General features: G+C 44.4%; 13 protein-coding genes and 1 pseudogene. 6 read left to right on the top strand and 8 right to left on the bottom strand.

The window, feature by feature from the left end; translation table 11 throughout:
- Positions 1-14 precede the first annotated feature (14 nt).
- The 3 genes from Q0590_RS23775 to Q0590_RS23765 are packed head-to-tail and all read right to left on the bottom strand — an operon-like array spanning position 15 to position 4,672.
- Positions 15-1,163, bottom strand: coding sequence for a DUF4249 domain-containing protein (locus tag Q0590_RS23775; protein WP_302040117.1), 1,149 nt, complete (start codon positions 1,161-1,163; stop codon positions 15-17).
- A gap of 6 nt (positions 1,164-1,169) precedes the next feature.
- On the bottom strand, positions 1,170-3,950 hold the full coding sequence (locus Q0590_RS23770; RefSeq protein ID WP_302040116.1) for a TonB-dependent receptor: 2,781 nt from the start codon (positions 3,948-3,950) through the stop codon (positions 1,170-1,172).
- Positions 3,951-3,952: 2 nt separating this feature from the next.
- Complete coding sequence (locus Q0590_RS23765) at positions 3,953-4,672, bottom strand: hypothetical protein (RefSeq protein WP_302040115.1); 720 nt, start codon at positions 4,670-4,672, stop codon at positions 3,953-3,955.
- Positions 4,673-5,065: 393 nt separating this feature from the next.
- Here Q0590_RS23765 and Q0590_RS23760 point away from each other — a divergent pair, with 393 nt between their 5' ends.
- A complete protein-coding gene (locus tag Q0590_RS23760) occupies positions 5,066-5,341 on the top strand; it encodes a hypothetical protein (RefSeq protein ID WP_302040114.1) in 276 nt (91 codons plus the stop codon).
- Positions 5,342-5,625: 284 nt separating this feature from the next.
- Here the strand turns inward: Q0590_RS23760 and Q0590_RS23755 are convergent, their stop codons facing one another.
- Positions 5,626-6,555, bottom strand: coding sequence for a ThuA domain-containing protein (locus Q0590_RS23755; RefSeq protein ID WP_302040113.1), 930 nt, complete (start codon positions 6,553-6,555; stop codon positions 5,626-5,628).
- 347 nt (positions 6,556-6,902) lie between these two features.
- On the opposite strand from Q0590_RS23755, the gene Q0590_RS23750 reads away from it, so the two are divergent.
- On the top strand, positions 6,903-7,292 hold the full coding sequence (locus Q0590_RS23750; RefSeq protein WP_302040112.1) for a Dabb family protein: 390 nt from the start codon (positions 6,903-6,905) through the stop codon (positions 7,290-7,292).
- Positions 7,293-7,340: 48 nt separating this feature from the next.
- On the opposite strand, the gene Q0590_RS23745 is transcribed toward Q0590_RS23750, so the two are convergent.
- The 3 genes from Q0590_RS23745 to Q0590_RS23735 are packed head-to-tail and all read right to left on the bottom strand — an operon-like array spanning position 7,341 to position 15,648.
- Complete coding sequence (locus Q0590_RS23745) at positions 7,341-11,009, bottom strand: ABC transporter permease/M1 family aminopeptidase (protein ID WP_302040111.1); 3,669 nt, start codon at positions 11,007-11,009, stop codon at positions 7,341-7,343.
- Between the two features lie 23 nt (positions 11,010-11,032).
- The gene (locus Q0590_RS23740) at positions 11,033-14,743 is read right to left on the bottom strand and encodes an ABC transporter permease/M1 family aminopeptidase (RefSeq protein WP_302040110.1); all 3,711 of its coding nucleotides are present in this window, start codon (positions 14,741-14,743) and stop codon (positions 11,033-11,035) included.
- Positions 14,744-14,745: 2 nt separating this feature from the next.
- On the bottom strand, positions 14,746-15,648 hold the full coding sequence (locus Q0590_RS23735; protein WP_302040109.1) for an ABC transporter ATP-binding protein: 903 nt from the start codon (positions 15,646-15,648) through the stop codon (positions 14,746-14,748).
- Between the two features lie 406 nt (positions 15,649-16,054).
- Between Q0590_RS23735 and Q0590_RS23730 the strand changes: the two genes are divergently transcribed.
- Together Q0590_RS23730 and Q0590_RS23725 are read left to right on the top strand one after the other, a co-directional pair.
- Complete coding sequence (locus Q0590_RS23730; RefSeq protein WP_302040108.1) at positions 16,055-16,240, top strand: hypothetical protein; 186 nt, start codon at positions 16,055-16,057, stop codon at positions 16,238-16,240.
- 188 nt (positions 16,241-16,428) lie between these two features.
- Positions 16,429-16,773: a hypothetical protein gene (locus Q0590_RS23725; protein ID WP_302040107.1), complete on the top strand. Its 345-nt coding sequence runs from the start codon at positions 16,429-16,431 to the stop codon at positions 16,771-16,773.
- 273 nt (positions 16,774-17,046) lie between these two features.
- Here the strand turns inward: Q0590_RS23725 and Q0590_RS23720 are convergent.
- Positions 17,047-18,283, bottom strand: a pseudogene (locus Q0590_RS23720) (IS3 family transposase).
- A gap of 261 nt (positions 18,284-18,544) precedes the next feature.
- On the opposite strand from Q0590_RS23720, the gene Q0590_RS23715 reads away from it, so the two are divergent.
- On the top strand, positions 18,545-19,009 hold the full coding sequence (locus tag Q0590_RS23715) for a S41 family peptidase (RefSeq protein ID WP_302040106.1): 465 nt from the start codon (positions 18,545-18,547) through the stop codon (positions 19,007-19,009).
- Between the two features lie 59 nt (positions 19,010-19,068).
- The gene (locus Q0590_RS23710) at positions 19,069-19,278 is read left to right on the top strand and encodes a S41 family peptidase (protein WP_302040105.1); all 210 of its coding nucleotides are present in this window, start codon (positions 19,069-19,071) and stop codon (positions 19,276-19,278) included.
- The last annotated feature ends 33 nt before the right edge of the window (positions 19,279-19,311 follow it).

Here is a 19,311-nt window from a genome sequence, read left to right as displayed (position 1 = left end):
CTTCTTCTTCGTGATTATTGCCAGAAATCTGGTTTACTTGTGGTTCCTCCTTTTTCACGGCAATCCACGCACTGGTTTATTGAATAAGTATAAGCAATTATGCCTGAAGAACTTCCAATAGGATTAACCGGGACAAAATAGCCGTCTCCAAATTTATCTTCCAGGTGTTGGGGAGTGTTGGGAACTGTATCCAGATCGCAGGTCTCGTAGCCTATATTTATCGTACGGAAGGGTAAAGAACGGCCTACGATAAATATTCTTTTCTGCTGTATGGAAGAAGCATCTACAAAACCTATAACAGGTTCCTGCGGATTGGTAAGGCAATGAATATTTCCCTGTAGTTGGGAAGGTTGGGCATCAAATATAGAACCTGTGCTTTCGGTGTTCTTTTCAAGAATTTGCCAGTATTCAAATCCTTGCTGACTTAATGCATATTGCTTTACCAGGATACTGTATTTTTCCATCAATTTGCCGGTGGCTACCGGGGTAAACATGATGGGCTGCTTATAAATGACATCATCTGTTAATCTAGCCGAAGAACCCAGGTAAATTTGCTTGGTCTGGTCTGAACGCCAGCAGGTAAAAATCAGATCGTCGTCATACCTGACGAACATCTGCTTGTCCTTGTATTGGTAATTGGAGAAAAAGGCAGACACATATTCCCATGTTTCTTCTGCATCCCATCGGTAATAACGGGTGTTATTTTCCGGATCATGCGTTGTTACGAAGAGTTGTATTCCGTCTTGTGCCAGTGTCCAGGTAACGGAGTCAATAGGAGGTGTACTTTTTACTGGTACATAGTCAGAAGCATATTCTTTCCGCTGAGTCAGGATGTGAATTCTGTATCTGGTAGTAGGGTTCAACGTAAGTGAACTGCTGGCGTAGGTGCCTTCTGTTTGTTCGGCCAGGGTGTATCTTTCCCCGTTTTCACCTTCAATAGAAACCTGGGCATCTACCTCTGGTATAAAATTACCCGCATTTGCCTGTTTCCTGGTTCTGGATAGGGTAAATACCGAAGGATCTGAGCCGCTGTTAATAAAGCCTTCTACCACCAGATAACTTTCGGCAGCAGCAATAGCCGGCGGATTGTAGGGGTCTACGCACGATCCGGTAAGCATTGCCAGCAGACAGCCAATATAGATAGCATTACGGTACTGTTTCATAAGGTACTAAAATCTAAAGTTATAGGTAACCGTAGGAATGGGCTGACCAAAAATAGATAGCTTATATCCGTTTACCCGGCCGTTCTCCGATTTAAAATACACCGAGTATACATTTTTTCTGCCAGTAAGATTATATACTGCCAGCGTCCAGGAACTATGAGCCAGTTTTTTTATCTTATGGTTTCCTTCAATATTCATCGAGAAATCAACCCGAAAATAGTCGGGTATCCGGTATTCATTCCGCTCTGAATAATAGGTTCTGGTAGACCCTCCCATGTCGAAGTAGGATAATGGCAGCGTTACTGGCCGGCCTGTACTATAAGTAACATTCAGCGAGGTACTGAACCGGTGAGAAAACCTGTAATTTCCAATCAGGGTGAAATCGTGTGGCTTGTCGAAATTGGCCGGGTACCATTCCCCATCGTTGATTAATTCGCCAGCATTGGCATCAATTACTCTGAGCAGTGTGCGGGCATAGGTATAGGAAACCCAGCCATTCAGCTTTCCGGTTGATTTCTTGAATAATACTTCTATGCCATATGCCTTTCCTTCCGTACCCATCACATCTGTTTCAATATGCGGATTCAAAATAAGCCTGGCACCACTTTTATAATCCAGAAAATTTTTGATATTCTTATGGTAAAGCTCAACAGAGGTTTCTATCGTATTATTCTGGAAGTTTTTATACCAGCCAAGTGAAATCTGGTCGCCGAGTTGGGGTTTACTGTGCGGATCACTTAGTTTCCAGATGTCGGTAGGAGAGATGGCTGTTGTATTGGAGAGCATGTGGATATATTGCCGCAACGTATTGTAACTTAGTTTTACCGATGCATTATCTGTAAGAACATATCTGGCCGAAAGCCTGTACTCTGGTCCCTGGTACGTTTGAATGGTTTTGCCTGAGGAATAGGATACAGTATCTATGACAGTAGCTTCCGATTTAGGTAAGCCTGGTGCATACCTGAGTACATCGTTGGCTCCCAGAAAATGAAACAAGGAATACCGCAGTCCTACATTCACTGAGAGTTTTGGGGTAATTTCAAACTGGTCGGACAGGTAAAATGCACTTTCCAGGGCTTGTTCTGCTTGTATGGTTTCAGGAACAACGAACGATCCATCGCCTTGAGGCGTGTAGGAACCAGGATGGATCTTGTAAAGTATAGATCCGGCACCAAAATCCAGGGTGTGGCGGTCACCTAACAAATAGCTGAAATCTGCTTTGACGTTCGTTTGTGCCAGATCGAAAGCCAGGTTAAATGCATTCACCGGATTTTTATCGCTTTCTACGGAGTACTGATAGTTACTGACCCCGGTGGTGAGCACACCATACAATTTATTGCTAAACACATGTTTCCATTTCAGGCTGGCTATCTGGTTCTGGTAGCCATACAGCGTATCGGTGTTGAACTTAAACCGGTCCCGGCTCAGGTATCCGGTAACATACAGGCTGTTCTTCTCATTGAACTCATGGGTAAGTTGTAGGTTTAGATCATAAAAAGAGGCTTTACTATTAGAATAGGCTGTATTTTTCAACTGACCCAGCAACCAGCTGGAATACGTAGACCTTCCACCCAGAATAAAAGAGGTTTTATCTTTGATGATGGGGCCTTCCAGGGTCAGTCTGCCGGTAAGCAATCCAATTCCTCCTGAACCACCAAACGTTTTCTTGTTTCCGTCGCGGGAGGTAATTTCCAGCACCGATGAAAGCCGGCCACCATATTTTGCCGGAATACCGCTTTTATACAGCTCCACGTTTTTTACCAAATCCGGATTAAATGCAGAAAAAAAGCCAAATAGATGCGAAGGATTATAGATGGTGGCATCGTTATACAAAATTAAGTTCTGATCTGTAGAGCCGCCGCGTACATTAAATCCGGTGCTGGCTTCTCCGACTGTTTTCACGCCAGGCAAGGTAAGTACCACCCGTAAAATATCCGCTTCTCCAAATACCGTGGGCGTTTGTTTAATGGTTTTAATAGTCAGCCGTTCTACCCCCATCTGCATGCTGGTTACATTTACTGACTTCTCTGCTTCAACTACCACCTCCTTTAACCCGATGACCTGGTCCTGCATTTCTACATCGAGCTTTGCATCCGAATAAAGCATAATCTGCCGTTTAGTATCCCGCATACCCAGCGATTTGATCATTAGTTCATGGCGTCCTTTGGGCAACGAAATAGAGTAATAACCAAACTGATTGGTGCTTACGCCAATTCGGGGGTTTTCAATGTATACAACAGCTCCAATGACTGGCTCTCCGGTTTTACTGTCTTTTACGGTTCCGGTTAGTATAGCCTTACCCGAACCTATGTCAGCAGTTTTATTTCCTAGCTCATACAACTTGTTTTCAGCAGCTGTATGAACTGCTGAGTTTGCTTCATCCAGGGCAAACGGAGCATTGACTGTCGGTTGATTTTCTGTTGGTGCGGCAGGTGCCAGGGAGTCAGTGAGAATTCTGGTAAGAATTGACCGGTCTTTGGTAATAAATACCCGCTGATGCCGGTCGATGGCAAACCTGAAATCGGTACCGGCGAAGATTTTGGCCAGAATATACGGCAGGGTTTTATCCTGAAACTGTAGAGTCACTGTTACGGTGTCTACCTGGGTTATATCAAAGAAAAAACGGTAACTTGTCCTGGATTCAATATCGGTAACAACCTTTTCGAACGATGTGTTTTCATAAGCTCCACTAATCAGCTTATGCTGGGAATCTTGCGCAGAGAGGGGAGAAAACCCTGCAATTAAGGTAATTAGTAAAAGAAAGAAGCTGGTTATAAAATTAATCATTCTTATTGCAGCGTATCATAAAACCGGCAGATGCTGATTATGGCGGCTTCAGGGTTGTTTTTGAAAGTGAAGGTATTTTCCCGTATATATTTCTTGATTTCCTTTTTACGGTCTTTGAACACACGGATAACTCCCGGCTGTCCTTTCACCTGAAGATAATGTGCCTCTTTGAAGATATAGTATCGGTCCTTTTGCACAAATCTTCTCTTCAGCTGTTGATAAGCAATTTCTTCTTCCGTGATTTTTATGCGTTTAGCCAATGCCTTTACTTTTCCATCGAATAACTTTTCATAAAAACCACTGCTAATACCCGAACCCGGCAGGCTATCTGCTTCAATTCTGATAAACGAATGATTCAACAGAGAGAAGGCAGCGATTTTTTCAGGAATTAACCGTATTTTGAAATAGTTATGAAAGTGCTCAATCACTACTTCGTCTTTCACAATATCGTACAACATGGGTACCTGCTCATACAGAATTCCATCATATACAAGACTCCCTTTTTCTAACACTTCTGACTCAAAAAACGGATAACCCGCTGCCTGATCTTCATAACTTACATACTCAATCCCCTTGTATAAATGCAGGTGGTTGCTCGCAGCCTCATCTGAAATAACTATTCCGGCTTCTGAAGGCTGGGGTACTGCCTCCTGCATCTGGCCAACTAGCCGGATGGAAAGAGCATGTAAAAAAACAATCAACAAGGCGGCTTGTTTTAACATCGGAACTTTAGAAAATAGAAGTATTCTGTTACAAAACAGGATGAATTATAAAAAATATTTACTTCTTTAAAAACATATCCCAATAATTATTTCCAAATGCATTTATGCTATTGAAAAATCTTTACGCTACATCTATAGCTTCTGCCATTAGTAAGCGCATTTGTAAAAACAAGAATTCATTCATCCGGGTCCAGTGGATGTTTACCACAAAGAGTATCAAATTTATTGAGTCCGCCGGCTAATTGTTAAGTATGAAACAATCGGCATTCGCTACACCTAAGAAACAGATGGGGTATATGGCCTGTATACAGGCAAAAGAAAATACAAGATAAATGGAAGGAAATTTTCGCCATACTTTCGCAAATTCCGTATGCACGTACTTAACCTATTTCTATGATACGAATTAAAGTTTTGATTCACTTAGGTGAACAGAAAATTGAATATGCCACCGATACCATTGCTAACTTAGAACTTCTGGCCAGTAATGGAATTATTTTACGGAAAGGAGATATTCTGAGCTTCTCTACCAAGGATATTGAAGCCAATGTAGGAGATGAGTTTCTGAAAGAGTTACGCAAAATTGATGATATTGTCTTCTTTTCGGCTGCTCACACAAATTACCAGCAGTACGATACGGTTGTCTCCTATTATTTGGTGCATAAAAAATGATCATTCGTAGGTGCAACCAGAGAATAGCCGGATAACTTGTACAAGCTAGGCCAACCTGTAAAAAATGGGCAAAAGAGGAAATATTATTGTCTCTTTTTGCCCAAAACACATGGAGTTTTTTACTTGGGAATCAAGCTTATTTAGTCCTATGCGAAGTGTTATGTTGAAAATTATTTCTTTGCCGTTCAAAATATCCCGCAAAGTTACGCCTATACCCGCCTTGCTACTCAGGTTGATTCTTATTCTGGTTTTTTTGACTACCTTCTTAAAACCTAGCAAAGGCACTAGTTTCCTGCTTTCGCCTCAGGCGCAGGAACCATAGCAGCAATATCTGCCCTGTACGAAACTGTGTTGGCGGTTGGAAAATCAGCAGGTACCTTTTGTGTAACCTTGCCAGTGGCTGCCCACTCTGTGCCACGTTGCAGCAACACTACATAATCTACCGAACTCATGCCTACTGCATCATGCCCTGGGGTGGAATGGAAAATCCTTCCTTTGCCATATGTTAGAGCCATTATTTGGGGTTCGTCATAGCCTGTTCCTTTGTTATTCTTATCCGAATAGGCAGTTACCAGCACATCCATGTTTTCACCCGGACCCCGAAGCTGGGCATAGAGTTCATCATTATGATGCATCCAAACCGCAGGCAGGCCTTTGGTGATCGGGTGATTGGGATTAACAATTTTCATCTGGAAGGGAATTCTGTTTCCATGGCTACCTGCACTGCCCTGTTTAGGGTCAGCTACCAGCTTACTATCTTTATAGTACCAGTAGGGGCCGCTTTTCTCTGTGCGGTCTCTCCAGCCACCTATACCAATCATTTTATTAAATTCTTTCCATTCCGGAAAGGAGTTGTTGGCTCCGTGGATAATCACCAACCCACCTCCCTTGGACATATACTCTTCAAATGATTTCTTCAATGTCTCCGGCCAGCGTTCGGTAGGAACATCATAATTGAGCACCACTACCTGATACTCACTAAACATTGGCTTAAACTTGCTGAAATCGCCATCTTGGGAGGGTGCTGTTACAACTTCAACCTTGAATTTGTTGGGCTCGTCTAATATCTTTTTAATGATGGGTGTGGTCACATCCCACCGGTGATACTTGTTGGTCTCTCCATCCAGGATCATCACCCGGATTTGATTTTGTGCCTTTACGGAGAGAGTAGATAAAAAAATGATTGTGAGAAGGACTAAAAGTGATTTGTTCATGGGTACATTATTTAATAATACATTGCCTGGATCTGGTTCATACACCTGGAAAAGGTAAGATAAATTTTAGGGAAATCAGAAACAAACTCAAGTTAAAATATCCCTGTACACGAAAAGATACAATCCAGGGGATATAAAATGTAGTCTTTACTTCCTTCTAATGCAGACACTATTGCTAATCAGCTTAATTCTCCCCGGAGTGAGCAACAACTTCCTACTCCTGTCCACCCTTCGGGATATAAAAAAATATAATCCAAGAAACACATCCTATAGGTCAATATGGTATAAATAATAAGCTTACCTTTAGCTAGTATCAGATTATTCTATCTTCACTTCATTTTTTAAATATGAACAAAGTTACCATTTCGATTGCTCTCTCATTGGTGTTTATCTTGAGTAGCTTTTATTATGTAAATGCCAGGGCTTTACAAGCCAAGAAACTGCGCCATGTAGTGGCTTTTAAGTTTAAACCGGAGGTTAGCTTACAACAGCAGCAAAAAGTGACGCAGGATTTTTATGCCCTTCAGCAAAAAATACCACAAATCCTGGCCTTTGAAGGTGGGGCAGATGTGCATTTCCAAGCAAAGAAAGGCCAATTTACCCATTGCTTTATTGTTACTGTTCAGAATGAAAAGGATCTTTCCATCTATGGCGATCATCCAGATCATAAAGCCTTCAGCAAAACAGCAGATCCCTTACTAGCAGAGGTTATGGTGGTGGATTACTGGTCAGAGTAAGATACTGTGCTTCATGCTTTTTTCTTTCTAAACCTGTTCATTAATTAGTTATTCTGCCTTCACCCGGCTAGTATTATCCTCCCTATTCAAATCAATAAGCAGGTTATTCGGATCAATTCTGGCCCGTGCGGGTTGTTCGGACACTTGAAGAAGGATTGTCTGCTTGCCGGAACGGATGCGGTGCTTTTGGAGGTAGAGCTTTTTTGCGGAGGGCTCGCCTGGAGCACGCGGTGCGAAGACCCCCATTTCTATCCAGTCATTCATCGGGATGTTCGTTTCTATGCCCATGCTATCCACTGTCACCTTGCTCGCTTCCACTTCCAGAGTTACTTGCCATTTATCCTGTCCGGTTTGTTTCGAAGTGGCTTGTTTGGTTTCAAGCTCCCAAAAGGTGTTGGCTGCAAATAGATCATGCACCAGATAGTGAAGGGAGTCTGGCGTTACTGCCTGCAACTCGCGATACAGATTGAGTGTGGTTGGCAGGGGAGGAACAGCTGTATAGCCGTGCAGCATTTGCCGCAGTGCATCATTTACCCGGTTCTTTCCAATGTAGTTTCTTAAGGCAAAGAGGGCGAAAGGCCCCTTGCGGTAATTCATAAATGCGTTGTTGGCCCGCAGCAATGGAGGAGCCGCACGCGAACGGGGTACCTCGTACTCCTCTCGCATCTGGGACAAATACTTTAGCAAATGCTCGTAGCCTAGTGTTTCCTCTACCACTTGCATAGCTGAATAGGTCGCCAGGCTTTCGACAAGTAATCCGGCTCCTTCTACAGCAGCAGGATTAAAAGTAATGCCCCACCATTGGTGTGCTACTTCATGTGCCATAATGTGGTAGGGGAGGTCGAGGCCGCCGGGTTTCGGATTCATCAGCGAATAGCCTTCCGGGTAATCAATTGTCATAGCCTCAGCATGCATCCCCCGGCCTGGCCCTGGCCGCTCCAGCACACGAAAGTGACTGTACGGGTAAGGCCCGAACTCCTGAGAGTAATAGTCTAGCGATGCTTGTATACTTCTCACCATGCGCTCTATATTAGCCTCATGTGTTGGATGATAAAAAATCTGGATGGTCACAGGTTTTGCTGTCTTTTCCAGTTCTTGAACCGGGTCTATTGAGCCATTTCCTGATTTTGGCGAACCTGGCACCCACTGTGCTTCACGGACTGCATACCTTGCTGAAAAAAAAGCATACTCATTAAGTATCGGCGTTTGGGTAACGTAGTGGAAATACTGGCGATTTCCCTTTGCCCAGGTGCGGTGCAGCCCCCCCGGTGCCACAGCTATCTGGTCTCTGCTTGTGCCAACCACTGCTTCAAAATCTATCTTATTCATATGACGTGTATCATAGCGTGCCGTACTATCATCGAGAGATCGTCTCTCCGGACGTGGAGCAAGCCTATACGTTGAACGGTCACGTGCATTGCGAAGGCGCCGGTCCTGATGGTAACCAATTATAGGCATCCAGTCATCACTGTCAATGTGCGAACCATTGGCGACGACGGAGGCATCTACACCACTATTATGGAAGCCATTTGGTTTGATATGCACTTCGAAGCTCATTTGCACAGAATCGCCAGGCTGAAGCGCATTTTTAATGGAATAAATATGGTAACCCAGCTCAGTATCAAGAACGACAGGAATAAATTCCCGGTTAAAAGAAACAGCAGTAACCCCTGAGTAGGGAGTAGTAGAAAGATGAATGGAGTCGATGGCTACTTTGCTTCGGTTCACCAGATGATAGGTGCACCGGATGTCGGCCGCTTGCTCATCCGGGTAAATCTCGACATGCAGATTGGTACGCGCAAGTAGTGGTTGTATTTTGTTTTCATACTGCCCGTACCGTCGCTCGTATTCCGCGCGCATCTCCATTCTATCTTCCTTATTGTTATACACATTCAGCACATTCGTGTTATAGAAAATGAAAGCACCAGATGCAATGACCAAAAAAAGGGCTATGACCAGAGTCATTTTATACGTAGCTAACCGGCCTTGTGCCAGGTGAAACCGCATCTTTAGTCCAGTTTCTTTGCTTCGCATCCAGAACAGCATTGCTAGTACCGCCAGAAGCAATGCCCAAGCTACCCAATAGAGTTTAAACCATAGCCACGGTTTGATGAATGGCCCAAAACCCCGCATGTCACTGTACGACCAGCCCAGATCGGAAGCGTAGATGAGTAACTTATGCTCAATTCCGATTAGCGAAGCAAAGAGTATGAAACCATACACCCCTAATGCCATCATGTGACCGATATATTTTTGATTTACCAGTACATGGATCACGAAAACAAGGATTGCAAACAGGAGGTAGTTCGTCAGTTGAATTCCAAAAAGTGCTTTCAGGTATACATCCATCTCAAAATGATGATAATCCATGACCAGCTGGTTAATGAGTCCAGCCAGCATTAACAAGGTTACCCATGCACCGATGATGAGGGAAAGTCCTAGGAATTTGCCAACCAACATAACCCATTCGGGCACTGGAGCAGTGTCTGAAAGCTCATGTAGTCCTGCTTCGCGCTCACGCCAGAGGAGTTCACCGGCATAGAAAATGGTGAGTAAAGGAATAATAATCCAGTGTGTTTGGTAGCTGTTTAAAGGAGGCGTTAAGACTCTTAATACCTCCTCAGTCCGGGCAAATAGTGGAACGCCAAACCACTCCATATACTCCGTCGCAAACAACCCAGTGCCAATGGCCAGCACGGCAACCAGCGTAAGCCCAGCTGGGCTTCTGGCAATTGTCCAGAATGATGTCCCGGCGATGGTAAGTGCCTGTAGCAGATAGGTCGAGAAACTAAAATTACGAGTGATGTTCGGAACATTGACGGGAGTAATTACATCCTCGCGAGTATAGGTTAATGAACTGGATGACACCTGAGTGCTGCTACGAATCCGTAATCGACGCTTAAAAAGTCTCAATCCTTTAGCGTTCGGCGTAATATGACTCAATTGAAACCGGGAGTAAGTGTACATAAGTGCACCTGCAGCTATACAAAACCATAGGATGCGGCTCCAGAGCCATGTGCCTTCTAAGGTGATAAGCCGGGTATTTTTATCGATGGGTGTCCAGCCCTCCATATCCTGGATGATCGTAATACCCAGGAGGTCTAACATACTGCCGAAAAACACCCATTCAAGCTTGAACCGGACCGTAGTGCCGATGAGATGGGAAAGTATAAGGATAACAAGGGTTCCAAAATAGCTGGCAATAGCCCTGCCGCTTACTACAGCAAAAGCATACTGGATGGATGTAGTGACAATGGCCGTAGGCAAGGCAATGAAAGCGAAATTTGTCAGATAAGACGCCAGCCGGAAAGGCCCGATAAACTGCGTTTTGGCACCAGGGCCATAAAAGGAGAAGAACATGCCGGTATAAAGGATAAGCAGAATCAATACATTTAATGCTAATGCAGCAAGGAACCGTGCACCAAGGTAGCTGCCCTTGCTCACCGGCGTGGTGTAGGTAAGCGGATGCATTAATGTCTGCCGGTCGCGTGTTGCTGCCTCACCGGCAACGACTCCTCCAATCACCATCCATATCACGGTGCCAAAAATAGTAAAGAAGGCAATTGTGCCAGGTGCATTTAGGTAGGTATCATCGGTAAGGGTGACCATTCTCAGGATCATAAAACCAAATAGCAGAAATACAATGAACAGCAGCCAAGTAGAAATATGGCGTAACTGGTACCTGAATTCAAATTGAAAGATTTTAATAAATTTCATACGTTGCGTGTTACGTTTGCTCATCATTCAATTTTTACATGCCTGATGTTATTATCTGAATCCAGATCGATCAGCAATTGATTCGGGTCAATTCCGGCCCGTGCAGGTTTTTCGGACACTTGAAGAAGGATTGTCTGCTTGCCGGAACGGATGCGGTGCTTCTGAAGGTAAAGCGGGGGCCCTGGCTCATCCTCTTTGGCTGGGGGAAATACGCCAACCTCTATCCAATCATCCATCGGCACTTCGGTCTCTACCCCTGTGCTATCATGCACTAGTTTGCGCGATTCAATATCCAGTGCCACCTCCCAGATGCCTGAGGAAGTCTGCTTCGTAGTCGCTCGCTTGGTTTCAAGCATCCAGTATGTATTTACCTCGAAGAGATCGTGGAGCAAGTAGTGGAGGGAATCTGGCGTTACGGCCTGGAGCTCACGGTATAAATCAAGTGTTGTCGCCAGAGGAGCCTCTTTCTGTCGATGCTTCTCTAACAAGAGCCGCAACGCACGGTTTACCTGCTCCTCACCTACGTATTCGCTCAATGCGAATAGGGCAAAGGGCCCCCTGCGGTAAGAAAGGTATGGATCTAGTCCACGCAGCAACGGTTCACCCCGGCGGATTGCCGGGTAGGGATGCGGCTGGTGCATGAAATTCAGAAGATGCCGGAGGTACCTGCGCCCCCTGGCGTGTTCTACTGCCTTCATTCCGTAATACCAGGCCAGGCTTTCAGACATCACTGGGGCCCCTTCGACGTTTGCATACGGTACCGTCCACTGGTGAGCCATCTCATGTGCCACTATCGCAAAGGGGTGATCATGGCTCTCCGGATCGTCTTCCGGATTCCAGAAGGTAAATCCTTCCGCATGCGTGATCATTCCAGCCTCAGCATGCATTCCAGTACCATTCCCGGGTCCTTCAACCACACTCAGATAGTTGCGTCGGTAGGGGCCAAATTGTGCCGTGTAGTAGTCAAGAGATGCCCGGATGCTTTGAACCATTCGGTTCAGGTGCGCAGTATGGGCAGGATGATGAAAAATCCGGATCTTCACTTCTCCTGTGAGCTGAGAGTCTCCAAGTGATGGTACAGCATCTACATCAGGATTCTTCCAAGATACTTCATGCACCGCATAGTTAGCTGAAAAAAAAGCATATTCGTTTCCGACCAGGCCATTCGTAGAATAGTGGAAGTACCGGCGCTCTTCTTCTGTCCACGTCCTGCGGATTGCCCCAGGTGCAACAACTACTTGATTCTTATCCGTGCCAATTACCGCTTCAAAGGTGCTGCCTTGGCCACGGTCTTTTCGCGCTTCTACATCATAAAGAGAGGCAATCAAGGGTCGGGGCACTAGGCCATGCTCACGCCTGTCGCTAGCGATGATCAACTCACGGCTGCTTTTGTAGCCTATGGTAGGTAACCATCCATTCGTGAAGTAGGTACCGTTTGCTACTACTGAGGCATCAATTCCATTCTCACGGAATCCCTGTGGCTCAATGTGAACTTGAAAGTTGAGCTGCAGCGAGTCGTTGGGAGCCAGTGGTTTTTCCAGCACATAAATCCGGTGGTGAAGTTTCTTGTCGGTAAGCACACCAGTGGACGACCTGTCGAACGTCAGGGCTCTATTTTCAACCTCAGGTACAGTCGCTATATGGATGGAGTCGATCGCCACGCCGCTGCGGTTCACCAAACGGTATGTGCCTCGAATGCCCAGGCTTCGCTGCTCCGGATAAATTTCTATTAGCAGCTTGGTAGCCGTCAGGTGTGGTTGTGGATATGTTGCATACCGTCCATAACGCTGCTCGTATGAAGCCGCCCGCTCTTTTGTTTCAGTGGTGTTGAGGTATTCGTTCAATATATTTGTATTGTAAAAGATAAACCCACCCAGCCAGAGAATGAACACCAATGCCACTCCGGCAACCCACCGTGTGGAATGCCCGAGCCGATATCTTGCTATTTGAAAACGATCCTGTAGACTAGTCTCTTTGCCCCGTACCCAAAGTAACTTTGCTATTACTGCGAAAAGTACTGCCCATGCGGCCCAGTAAAACTTGAACCACAACCAAGGCGCTATGGATGGTCCGAAGCCTCGCATTTCCGTGTACGTCCAGCCTGGACTGGCACTATAGACTAACAAATTGTGCTCGACTCCAAATAGGGAGGAGAGGGTGATGAAAACAAAGGTCATAATTGCCACCAGGTGCCCAGTATATTTCTGATCTGCCACCACATGTACTACAAGGGCTAGGAGTGCGAAAAGCAGATAATCAGTCAATTGAAGACCCAATAGAATTTTCAGATACAGGCCTATTTCGAACTTCTGATAGCCCATGATTAGTTGAGCTAGAATTCCGGCTGTTGCCTGCATTGCCATGAAAAGGACGAGGACGAGGGTGAGGCCCAGGAACTTCCCTAACAAAGGAGCCCATTCTGACCCGGGCATGGAGGCAGTGATTTCTCCAAGTCCGGCATCGCGTTCCCGCCAGATTAGCTCACCAGCGAAGAAAACAATAAGAAAAGGGATTATCACCCAGCGGCTCAATTCATCAGACATAGGGGCTGTCAATTCGGCAATGACAAGTGGTGTGGTGGGGAGCAGTGGAACGCCGTTGGATTGCATCTGATCCAGTATGACAGGCACTGTCAGGAGTGGGATGCCAATCAGCAGGGCAATACCTGCCCAGCTTCCCGTGATCGCCCGGAATGATGCCCAGGCGATAACCAAAGTTTGACGTGTGTGGGTGGCAAATCCGAACGTCCTAGGAAACTGTGGGAGGGAAATCAGCTGGCTATCCGTGATGCTATGCCCGGACAGGTGGGAGTGTGGCTTCATATCGTAAAAATTGGCAGGCAAGGATTGGTATCCTCTGCTGAACGGATTGAAGAATGGTGTTATGCGCTTCCACCAACCTGCCCCTAAGGCGTGAAGTGAGAAATTTATGTTTCCAGTGTGGTGTGTAAAACGAAACCCGAGGTAGGTGATTGCGATGGTTACTAGAGCAATGCTAATCCAAAAGAGGCGGTTTGTGAGCACAATGCCCTCCAGCTCCAGCAGTCGCCGGTTCTTCTCAATCGGTGTCCACAGATGTGCGATATCTTCTACAACGAAGCGAATACCGATGGGGTCCAGCAGTGTTCCCAAGCCCCGGTTGAATAGCAGAAGTGAGGCGACAAAGAAACCCATGAAAACCAATAGGAAACTTCCAACATAACTTGCCATACCCCGGCCCATCTTCACGGCCATGAAGAACTGGATCGCCGTAGCTACAAAGGCGTTGGGTAAGGCAATGTAGGCATAGGCTGTAAGAAATGCAGCCGGCCGGAATGGGCCAATCAGTTCTTTATCTACGCCAGGCAAGTAGACACCCAGCAGAATGCCAGCCTGTACGGCCAGAAGAATCAAGGCGTTCATCGTGAGAGCAGCCAGGAATCGCCCGCCGAGATAAGTGGCCTTGCTAATGGGTGCGGTATAGGTGAGTGGATGCATTCCTGTTCCTCTGTCCCGCGCAGCCGCATCTCCGGCTATGGCTCCAGCCATTACCAGCCAGATCAGGCTGCCAAACACAGTGGTTTTTGCAATAGCAAATGGGGAGTTAAGAAAGAAGTCTGCATACAGAACTTCAGACAGCGAGCCGTCTCTGGCCATCAGGAAAGAGAGGACAAGCAGGACGATAACAAATAGCCATGTAAAGGGTCGGCGTACCTGATAGATGAACTCAAAACGAAAAATTTCCAGGAATTTCATGGTTATTTTTCCTTTGGCTCTTGTTTAGTTTCTTGCCGGTAATACCCGGCCATGGTGGTGAAGTACACATCTTCGAGATCAGGCTGCACCTTGTCAAAACCGGCCGGCTCTTCTTCACTATACACATGGATAACCGTGCGCCCTCCCAGCAGTTTGGTAGAAATAATCTTATGCTCGCGTTCCAGTTGTGATAGGGCACTTTTCTGGATGATCCTACGCCAAATACGTCCGGTTAGCTTTTCCATTGCCTTCAGTGGTTCAGCCTCGTGTAAAATCTCTCCCTTGTTGATGATTGCCATGTGCGTGCAGAGCTCGCTGACATCTTCGACAATATGCGTGGAAAGAAGGACAACGCTATTTTCACCTAACTCGCTTAACAGGTTCAGAAAGCGTACACGTTCAGCCGGGTCCAGTCCTGCTGTGGGTTCGTCCACAATCATCAGCTTAGGATTGCCTAAAAGCGCTACGGCAACACCGAATCGCTGACGCATACCCCCCGAATAGCCACCCAGTTTTTGTTTGCGTACATCCCAAAGGTTGGTTTGCCGGAGGAGCGCCTCAACAATCTCCTTCCGGGCTCCGCGTGTTGTAATGCCCTTCAGAATAGCAAAATAATCTAACAGACTTTCGGCACTTACCTTTGGATACACCCCAAACTCTTGCGGCAGGTAGCCTAGCGTTTTGCGAACTTCGTCCTTTTGGTTTACTACATCTATATCTCCGAGGTAAACGCTTCCTTCATCAGGTTCTTGCAAGGTTGCCAGGATACGCATCAGGGTAGATTTACCAGCACCATTAGGTCCGAGCAAGCCATACATTCCATTAGGGATGGTAAGGGTTATGTTTTTCAGCGCCTGCACACCATTCGGATAGGTTTTGGAGATGTTCGTAATTTTGAGTGTCATAGCTTTCTGATTATACCATAAGATGGCTGGTGTAAGAACCTGTATGTTTTATTTTTTTACAGGGTTAAATGTATCAAAAGTAACTTTGAATTGCAAAGTTCTTTGCAATAAATATTTTTAATCAAGTTTATATAGCTTAGAGGTTGAGTGTTTTTTTAGTGTAGGGAAAAATTTAAAATGTTACCCAAGTACAAAAGTGATCTTTGCTGTTCTCACGTATTGGGTGCCGCTGTAGAAGAACCTAAGATAAGGCCAGAAGACAACCTGAATTTAAACTGCTTGTTATTTTTATTCGAAACACAGGCGTGTCATGCAAAAGGCGTCATAATTAAAGTTTGGCCAGAATAGTAGATTCCATAAGAAGAGTAGTACTTTGTAGCCAAATTCAACTTAACTTCATCATCTCATGGAACCAACCTATTCAGAATTAGTAGCCGCCAGGCAGTATTGCCTAGAGCAAGTTGATAGTTATACGACAAGAGCCGAAAATTATACGGTTAAAAATAAGAAGTACTTTCAGGTATTGGCTGAGGTTTGGCAAACTAGAATGGGAGAGATAGATGGGCTGATTGAAAAAAAACGAAATACATAACTGTTTCTATAACCCGTGTGCCATGGTGGAAGTAGCTAGCATAGACCATGATTAACAATTAAAATAGGTTACGACACTTTATATGTTCCTTTTTTATAAGTGACAAAATAAAGCTATTTAAACCAAGCATATTGCCTTCCTCTATCGTAGCAGGTATTTTAGGAGCTTTGTTCCTGTACTTTGTGATAGTGCCTGAAGTAAAGGAACAGGATGAACATGTATTCTTTATGGTGGATTTTACTGTTTTAAGTTTTGTATTGCTAGGAAACCTACTCTACAAGCGATGGCATAAGGGCAATCTTACTTTTTTAAAGTCATTTATCTTAGGCTATATCACGTATCTGATTTTAGTAGGAATTGCTTTGCCTTTGGTAATAGAACATATAACGAGTTTTGTTGGAAATAAACATTCTGTTATTGATGGTATTCCAATTGTCATACCTATTGGAATACCTTTCAGCGGTATAGTGGCTTTATTTTTTAGCGTACCTTTTAAAAAAATATTTAATAAACAGCAGCATAATATACCCTAATCATTTACTCAAGTTTTATTAGTAGTTGCTACAGAAAAATTAGGTTAAGAAAAAATTGCATTGGATAGAAACTGCTGGTGGACCATTTGTTTTATTAGGGGAAATTATCATAGAATCCTGGAGGGGGCATTTTAAAAAGAAGTTCCTATTTAATGAAGAAAGAGGAAGAGGCAGATGATTTATGGATGCTCAGGAAGCGGATTATGGCAAAGCCTGTTTAGTGAATGATTACGTAGGAATTGTGGAATTGCAACAGTTTACTGGAGGATTTTTTTAGGCAGCCATTCTTTTTTCTTCCAAATAGAATTGATATTGTTCTGGACTTCTGTTACCCAATGCAGAATGTCTTCTCTTTCGATTATACCAACCTTCAATATATTCAAAAATAGAAAGTTTCGCCTGCTGCTTTGTAGCATAATTAACATGATAAACCAATTCTGTTTTCAATGTTTTGAAGAAGCTTTCAGCTATTGCATTGTCCCAACAGTTCCCTTTCCTGCTCATGCTTTGCAAAACGGGCATTCCTTTTAACTGTTCTCTAAAATCTGTACAGGCGTATTGTATACCTCTGTCAGAGTGAAACAACAGAATCTGCTTTATAGGCCTGTTTTTAATAGCCATTTTCCAAGCGGCTATCGTAGTGTCTGCAGCTTTCATAGTATCACTCGGACCTGAGATCAAATCTCATTTGAGGTCCGGCCCAGCCTACTACTTTTCTGTCAGCTAGGTCTAATATAGCCGTCATGTACAACCATCCTTCTCCAGTTCTGATATAAGTCAGATCACGGATCGAGAATGATCCTTTACCCATTTCTGTCCTGTCGTTGGTGCAGAGAAATCTCTGTTGAGATGATTTTCAGCTACAGCATATTTATGGTTAGAATCAGTCGTCTGTACTCGATATTTCTTTCTAATAATGCTTTTGATATTGGCTTTCTTCATCAGTCTGGCCACCCGTGGACGTGAGACTTGAATGCCCTGTTCTCTTAGTTCACTTGTAATTCTAGGACTACCATGGACCTGCCACGAGCGTGAGCATCGGGTCCGCGTTTTTTGCTATTATCGTATATCTTATAAATATCAACTAATAATTTTTCTTCCTTGATAGATATGGAACTAACAGGGTGTTTGAGCCAGTAATAATAGCCGCTTACACTCACTTTGAATACTCTACACATCCTCTCAACAGAAAATACGTCCTTATGCTCATTTATAAACCTGAATATTTCCCGTCGTTCCTGGAGAAGATGCTGACCGCCTTTTTTAAAATGTCGCGCTCTAACTGAGCCTCCTTCAACTCCTTTTGTAAGCGTTTGATTTCTAGTTGTTCTGCAGTGAACCCAGGTTTTTCATTAGAAACAACACGGCTATCCTGCTGATTTTGTCTCCACTTACTTAATCTACCTGGATCTATCCCTAATTCTGCTGCTGCTAGTTTGACTGATCCTTTTGCATAGGATAACTCTACAGCCATTTGTTTAAATGCCTCATCAAATACTTGTCTTTTCATAGTGTCAAATCTAATACATTATTAAATCTGCCTATCTTTTTCCCTCCAGTCAAAGGTAGCAAGTCCAAAAATATCATCTAGCAGAATGTATATTGCAATAGTGTTATCGTAGAGCATACAAGGATAAGATTTGAGGTTTGGCGATTTCAAACTTACCCCATTGCTCCTTACGATAACACTGTTACTAACTAGCAACTTGAATCATTTAGCTATGAGAGTGGCAGTCCTCCTTTTAGTACCTATTTGGTAGAAGACAAGGTTATGATCGGTGAAATTTTCAGTGATAGCCTTACAAAAACAGGTATATATCCGGGATTAGAACTGACCCATATAGATCAACTACCTGTCCATGAATATGCCACAAGGCAGGTAAGGCTTTATCAAAGTAGCTCTACGAGTCAGTATCTGGATGTGGCCGCCTTTAGCTATAAGTTGCTGAAAGGGCCAAAAACTCAATCTATCCGGTTAACCTTCAAAGATGCCAAAGGCAAAACTTTCCACCGGCTACTACCGCGTTCGGGATATAGTAATTTGAAATGGCCGGCTTCCTTCCGATTTCGCATTTTAGCCGGTGATATTGCCTATGTGCAGCTAAATGATTTTGAAAGTGAAGCATCAAAAAAAGGATTCATAGAAAAATTTGACTCGATTGCTTCTTGTCGTGCACTTATTTTGGACCTTCGGCTTAATGGAGGTAGGCACAGTAATTATGGATGGGATATCTAGCCTATCTAACAGACTCCTCTTTCTAAACTGGTTCTTACGCTTCCAAGTTATATAGCCCCTTGCGGCGTGCCAGGGGAGAAGAGATAGTTTATGAAAGTCAGGGCACAGGTAGTTGGCCTGCCCATGATAAAAAAGCATTTATTAAACCTGTAGTAGTACTAACAAGTGGCAGAACCTTTTCAGCCGCCGAAGAATTCGTACAAGCATTCCATGCCATGAAGAGAGACAAGCTGGAGAATCCGGAGTATGTTGGTTCAGCGTCAGATTAGGTGAAAAGTAGGAGGATTCATCGTTAAGTAAGG

This window comes from Rhodocytophaga aerolata (assembly GCF_030503435.1).
Taxonomy (GTDB): Bacteria; Bacteroidota; Bacteroidia; order Cytophagales; family 172606-1; genus Rhodocytophaga; species Rhodocytophaga aerolata.
The sequence above is the reverse complement of the archived record's forward strand: the minus strand, read 5'-3'. Positions and strand labels throughout refer to the sequence as shown.